Here is a 6,318-nt window from a genome sequence, read left to right on the forward strand (position 1 = left end):
CGATTCAAACCCTTCCCGGCCTGCCTCTCCCTCTGAGCCCTCGCCCATAACAATATGGACCGGCGCTGAGCACCGGTCCCCAAGCAATCGCGGGACGGCCGGAGCCGTCCCGCTCAGTGATGTCACTCAGCCGCGTCGAGCTGTTGCGGATCTTCGTCGCCGGCGGTCTCCTGATCCTCTTCGTCGGCGAGAAATTCGGGCAGCGAGCCCGCTTCGCCCTCCTGCTCCACTGGCGCCACATCGGGATCGACGAGACGCAGCGGCTCCGGCAACCAACCCGAGCCATCCAGAAGACGCTCGGCCTCCTTGGCCATGTCGGCCTTCTTCAGATGGTCGATCAGTTGTGCTGACGACTCGCCCTTGGCTTCCCGCACCGCCTCGAGAATACGGGGCTTGGTGACCCGGCCGAGATAGTTGTCGACGGTCGGTCGCCAGCGAGCCTGCACCATGTCGAGACCGACCGCGCGCGCCAGCACATCAGCCTGGTCGAGACGCGTGCGGACGCCGTGGGTGGAGACGCGGCTCTGATTGTAGCGGTTGGCTGGCTCATAGATGGCGTTGACCGCAAATGAGGCACAGTGGGCGAACAGCGATGCCTGTGCACCACCATCGAGAGCCGTCAGCGCATCCCAGAGATCGTTCTCGCTCTTTGGCAACCGCGCCTTCCAGGCCTCATGCCTCGCCTCGACTGCTTTGGCCGAGACGCTTTCTCGCAGCCCGGGAGCATGAGCGGGAAAGTTCGGCGTGCGAAGGCCGATCTCAAGACAGCTCCCGGACGAGGCGAACCGGTAAAAGGCCGTCAGCACGAAGTTATGCAGCACCGCCTGGAACGCGACCGCGGGGTTTTCTGCCAGCGCATCCCGCAATGCCAGCGTGCGATGCGCCGTCAGCTCGGTGATCAGCCGATCCGGCAGAGGTTTGGCCGCGTCCTCATCATCCTCTTCGGCATCAGGAGCGCCACCTGCGACTGCGATGATCGTGCGCTGAACTGAGGTGCCAGGCTCCTGCCCTTCAGTCGACGACACATCGGCGTCCTGCCCGACATCAGGATCAGTTGCCGGCACCTCGTCCTCTGGCCGGACGTAACCGCGGTACACGGAGAGGCGTCCTTCGGAATCGATGCTGATGAAGACCCCCGCTCGGGCGATCTCCGTCGGTTCGTAAAGCATCGGCCGGTCTTCGAACGCAACCAAAGCCGTCTCGATTTCGCCGAGACGCTGATCGACCTCGTCCGGCAACTCGTCGGCATCCTGGTAATCGCTCTCAAGCTTGGCCTGCTCGGCGTTCAGGGCATCTATGGTGGCCTGCTCCTCAGGCGAGAGATCGACAGGTTTGCCTTCGATTTCTCGTAGGCCTTGAGTGTGACCGTAGGAGAACTCCACGGCGACTGAGATCCACATCCAGCCTTCGGCAGCAATCGTCTCAGCTTCGGCTTTGAGCTTTTCGGTTACGAGGCGGTCGAGCAACACGACGTCCTGAAGCCAACCGCCGTCGTCGTGCTCGAACAGATCCCGCAGAACGCCGCCACCCGCGTGCTGATAGGCATCGAGGCCAACGAATTGGGCTCGGCGATCCGACCCGCGCACGGTGCTCTCAGTGAGCAGCCGGCGGATCTGGTAAGGCTCGTCATAACCGGAACGGCTGACGTTCTCCCAGACTTGCTCCTGCCGGGCGTGATCGGCTGTCACCGAGAACGCCATGAGTTGCTCGAGCGTCATGCCGTCGTCGGCATAGACCTCATGCAGCTTCGGCGACACCGACGCCAGCCGCAGCCGCTGCTTCACGATCGCAGGGTTCACGAAGTGCCGGGCGGCGATGTCTTCCTCGGTCAGGCCGAGATCGCGGAGAGTCTGGAAGGCGCGAAACTGATCGAGCGGGTGCAGACCGACCCGCTCATCGTTCTCCGCCACCGAATCATCCGCGGCAATGCCCCCTTCACGCACAACGCACGGCACCGCCTGCGTCTTTGACATGCGTTTCTGTTTCACAAGGAGCTCGATAGCGCGATAGCGCCTGCCGCCCGCTGGCACCTCGAACATGCCGGACTCGTTACCATCCGCATCAACGACGGCCCGGACACTCAGGCTTTGCAGAAGCGTACGCTGCGCGATGCTCTCGGCTAGCTGCTCGATCGAGACACCGGACTTGACGCGGCGAACGTTCGACTGGCTGAGCACGAGCTTGTTGAAGGGAATATCGCGGGAAGGCGACAGCGTGATCTTTTGTACGGCTTTCGTCATTTTGGCTCTCCACGACGGGCGGCCGTGAGACTCTCTCTCGGCTTCCAACCCGTCGCGAACAGCGTCCCCTCCTCTCACTCTCGCGCGAGGCCAAGCATCACGCCGCCTCGTGATCGGCGACAGCCGAATCCAGCGACGCGGACTCAATGGACCCGGGAACGAAGCCGAGCAAATAGTCCGCGGCCTTGCTCGCCTGCGAGGCGGCCCGCACGATGGCGCGATTGTCTTCGCGCAGGACTTCGAGCCAGGAGCCGATATAGTCGGCATGGCGCACGGTCGGCGCGATCCCGAGCGACGCGCAGCCGAACGCGGAGCTTAATTCGGCAACCAACTCCTCGAAGGCATATTTCTTCGTACCGTAGGATCCGCTTTGGTCGCGGTTGAGGCGCGAGGGATGTCCAGTCGCATGACCGAGTTCATGCAGCGCTGTGCGGTGCCAGTTGATGGGTTCAAAATAGGCCTGCGGCGGTGGGACCTGTACATAGTCTTCGGCTGTGGCATAGAATGCGCGATCTCCACCAATCCGAAATGGAATTCCGCTGGCCTTGATCAGGGCGTCGACCGTGGGTTCGATGAGGCCAGCCGGCGGTGGCGGCGCAGCGGTGGCAATGTTGTCGGGCAGTTGCTCGCACTGATCGGTGTTGAAAACGGTAAAGCGTTTGAGGAATGGAATCGCTTGCGCATCTTCGCCGGTCTCGGCGGCGCGTCGCTTTTCGTCATCCGGCACGAAACGATCTGCGTAGACAACAGTGGTGCCGCGCTCTCCCTTGCGCACGTGGCCGCCGAGCGAGAGGGCCTGACGAAAGGTGAGCCAACTTTGACCGGAAAATCCGTGTTCGATCACGGCTCCCCAAAGGATGAGGATGTTGACGCCACTGTATTGCCGGTTGGTCGACGCATTTTTCGGCATGGCCAGCGGCGCTTTCGCCGCGGCCGTACCCCAAGGCTGAACCCAGGGCACGCGTCCGGCCTCAAGCTCGGCAATGATCTTGTCGGTAATTTCGCTATAGAGGTTCGCCCGGTCCTGGCCGGCGCGCGCGCAAGCAGTACGGTTTGACATCGCGGGTCTCCGCGACGGGCGCCGCGAGCCTCTCTCGCAGCTTGTAACCCGTCACGGAAAAACCCAGCCTGCACTCTTACTCTCAGCCTCTTCGCAATCTGCCTTAGGCCGCAGGCCGTATCAGGCGTGCGCCAGCGGCGCATCGCCTTCGAGAAACGGCACCCGGAGAGCGTGAGCATAGCGACCCGAAGGGGCACGCGGGTCCGAGTGCAGCGACGAGACCGGTTCAATAGCGGCACCCGGGAACGGGGCAGTGATAGCGATCGCCGCAGGCGAGCCCCTTTCCCGAGTGCCCCCGGCGAGGAGCACCAAAGCTCTGGCGCGAGGGATCGAAGCCGGATGGCGTGCGCCGTTGTGGCGTGAAGAAGAAGGGAGTGTTCGAAAGAATGGAGCCTACTGGTTGGGCTCTTACTTACCCGGCTTACCGGTGTCGGAAACGACTGAGACTCCGAAAGGGGAACGGGACCAGAGCATGCCGGGAAACGTCTCGAAATCGGGCGCCGCAGCCCGGTGGAGAGCACAGAGTAAGGTGTGCATGGTGAAAGCTGTATTGCCTGAATCCCAGTTTCCAGTCGCCAAAGGGCTGGCAGTAGCGAACGCGGCTGACACGCTACGCCACGCGGGGCAGATCGCACCGGCCAGTGCGAACTGCCACCAGTTCGCGTGGGACGACCACCATCCGTGGGTCAAGGAGACGAATGGGACACCTAAACACACCGCAACTCCCCGCACACGTAACTACGGGATCGCCTGCAGCAGGTTCGTTTGCGAACCTGTATGGCGACGGAGCCGTCGTAGTACCCAAATGCCCGACGTAATGGCCGGGACAGCCGCCGCAAGGCGGACGATCATGCGTATAAGGCCGGGTGACCGGACCGAAAGCGCCTCCGATCGGGGGAAGGACGATGCCGCCAATAACGGCATGTGCAGTATGCGAAGAGAAGATTCTTCGACGGAGAGGTTCTGCTGATGCAGGCCGTCACCATCCAGAGGAGAATTGAATCACTGCCGACTTTGTCGCGGTCGGGTAAGCGCGTAAATGGCCTTCACCGCCTGATGAGATGTCCGCATCTCTTCGAGTGGGCCTACGAAAAGGTCTCCCGCAACAAGGGAGCCCTGACGCCCGGTGTAGATGGCAAGACCTTCGACGGCATGTCGCTGGAGAAACTCGCCGACATCGCCAGGCGCGTGGCAGATGGCACTTATCGCTTCCGGCCGGTCCGGCGGGTTTATATCCCGAAGGACAACGGCAAGACACGACCGCTGGGTATCCCCGCGGTGGAAGACCGGCTCGTTCAGGAGGCGGTCAGGATTCTGCTCGAAGCGATCTATGAACCTGTGTTCCTCAATGAATCACATGGGTTCCGCCCGGGGCGATCCTGTCATACCGCACTCAAGCTCATCAAGAAGAGTTGGACGGGCTGCAAGTGGCTGGTCGAAGTGGATGTGCGTGGGTTCTTCGACAACATCGACCATGGCATCCTGCTTGGGCTTCTAAGGAAGCGGATCGATGACGACAGGTTCATCGGTCTGATCGAAGGAATGCTCAAAGCAGGTTACATGGAAGATTGGGTCTTCGGACGCACTTACAGTGGCACGCCACAGGGCGGCGTTGTCTCGCCCTTGCTCGCCAACATCTATCTGCACGAGCTGGACCAGCACATGCAGATGATGAAGGCGGACTTCGACAAAGGCCGTGAGCGACGTCCATTCCCGCGCTACGTGGCGCTGGAACGGCGCGTCCTCAGTCTCCGCCGGAAGATTGAACGGCTCCGCGCCGAAGGCGCGGATCGGGCCGAGATCGATGCTGCATTTGCGGAGATCAAAGCCATCAATAAGGAGAGACGGAAAGTGCCTTCCGTCGATCCGATGGACCCCAACTTCAAAAGGCTCCGCTACTGCCGCTATGCCGATGACTTTCTTATCGGCGTGATCGGGAGCAAGCGGGAAGCGTGTGAGATCATGGCCTGCGTCGAACGATTCCTGACGGAGACCTTGAAGCTCACCGCTTCGCCCGAGAAAAGTGGGGTTCACGCCGCTTCAAAGGGAGTGACCTTCCTCAGCTATCGCATCTCGACATACACATCCTACGGGGCTGGACGAAAATCCAGCCGCAAGGGGCCGGCCGGACGGACATGGCGCGTGATGCGTCGGCCGACCACCGGAAATGTCAGCTTGCGGGTGCCGCGCAAGGAGGTCACCAAGTTCTGCAAGCAACACGGCTATGGCGATCTCGCCAAGAAGACCGGCAGTCCGCGCGAGCAGTTCCTGGTCACCAGCGACGTTGCAACCGTCCTCGCCTATAACTCAGAGTTCCGTGGGTTTGCGAACTACCACTCGTTTGCCGACGACATCAAGAGCGCCTTGGGATTGCTGGAGCTTGTCGTGTTCCGCAGTCTTGTGAAGACGCTGGCGATGCGACATCGGACGACGAGAGCAAAAACCATGGCGCGTCTGTGGCATGGTACGGACTACGAGGTTAGCTCCGTGGTCCGTGGTAAGCTTCGCAGCATCAAGCTGTGGAGACTGAAGCATCTCACCCGAGCCTACTGGACAAGTCCGACTATCGACAACGTCACGGCAGGTGCGTGGTGGGTCAAAAGCCCAAATGATCTGATCGATCGACTTAACGCTCGCAAATGCGAAGCGTGCAGCGATACGACGGGACCATTCGAGATGCATCATCTCCGCCGCCTAGGTGACTTGCAAAGCGGATCGCTGACGGTCTGGAAACGGTCCGGTTGGCGGCGCAAGACCATTGTCCTGTGCCCGTCATGCCGTGCAGCCGTCTCCGGTCGAGAGCATGCGCGTACGGAAAGCCGTGTGCATTGAAAAGTGCCCGCACGGTTTGGGGGGAGGCGTAGGGATATCCTCTTCGAGGTGTCCCACGCCTACCCTACCGAGACGCGGAGCGGCTCGGTTCATATGTGGACGGCCCCCGACTTGCAAGGATTGGCTTGGGCAGCATGCTCGGATCGCTTGCGCTCATATGTCCGGCCTACGATTGGGTCTGCGACC

Annotated in this window: 3 protein-coding genes; 1 reads left to right on the forward strand and 2 read right to left on the reverse strand. The window is 61.5% G+C overall.

Going from position 1 to position 6,318, the window contains the following annotated elements:
- Positions 1-122: 122 nt before the first annotated feature.
- Both ABIA90_RS44865 and ABIA90_RS44870 read right to left on the reverse strand, forming a co-directional pair.
- Entirely contained in the window at positions 123-2,240 is a 2,118-nt protein-coding gene (locus ABIA90_RS44865; protein WP_354122182.1) for a ParB/RepB/Spo0J family partition protein, read from the reverse strand.
- Positions 2,241-2,337: 97 nt separating this feature from the next.
- Positions 2,338-3,300 carry an ArdC family protein gene (locus ABIA90_RS44870; RefSeq protein ID WP_354122181.1) on the reverse strand — a complete coding sequence of 321 codons (963 nt, stop codon included), beginning with the start codon at positions 3,298-3,300 and terminating at the stop codon, positions 2,338-2,340.
- 969 nt (positions 3,301-4,269) lie between these two features.
- On the opposite strand from ABIA90_RS44870, the gene ABIA90_RS44875 reads away from it, so the two are divergent.
- Positions 4,270-6,132, forward strand: coding sequence for a reverse transcriptase domain-containing protein (locus ABIA90_RS44875; RefSeq protein WP_354122180.1), 1,863 nt, complete (start codon positions 4,270-4,272; stop codon positions 6,130-6,132).
- The last annotated feature ends 186 nt before the right edge of the window (positions 6,133-6,318 follow it).

Origin of the sequence: Bradyrhizobium sp. LA6.8 (assembly GCF_040547935.1) — a bacterium.
GTDB lineage: Bacteria > Pseudomonadota > Alphaproteobacteria > Rhizobiales > Xanthobacteraceae > Bradyrhizobium > Bradyrhizobium barranii.

Bases quoted from the DNA above. Each gene is read 5' to 3' on its own strand.
- ABIA90_RS44865 (WP_354122182.1), bottom strand. From the start codon at position 2,240: ATGACGAAAGCCGTACAAAAGATCACGCTGTCGCCTTCCCGCGATATT.
- ABIA90_RS44870 (WP_354122181.1), bottom strand. From the start codon at position 3,300: ATGTCAAACCGTACTGCTTGCGCGCGCGCCGGCCAGGACCGGGCGAAC.
- ABIA90_RS44875 (WP_354122180.1), top strand. From the start codon at position 4,270: ATGCAGGCCGTCACCATCCAGAGGAGAATTGAATCACTGCCGACTTTG.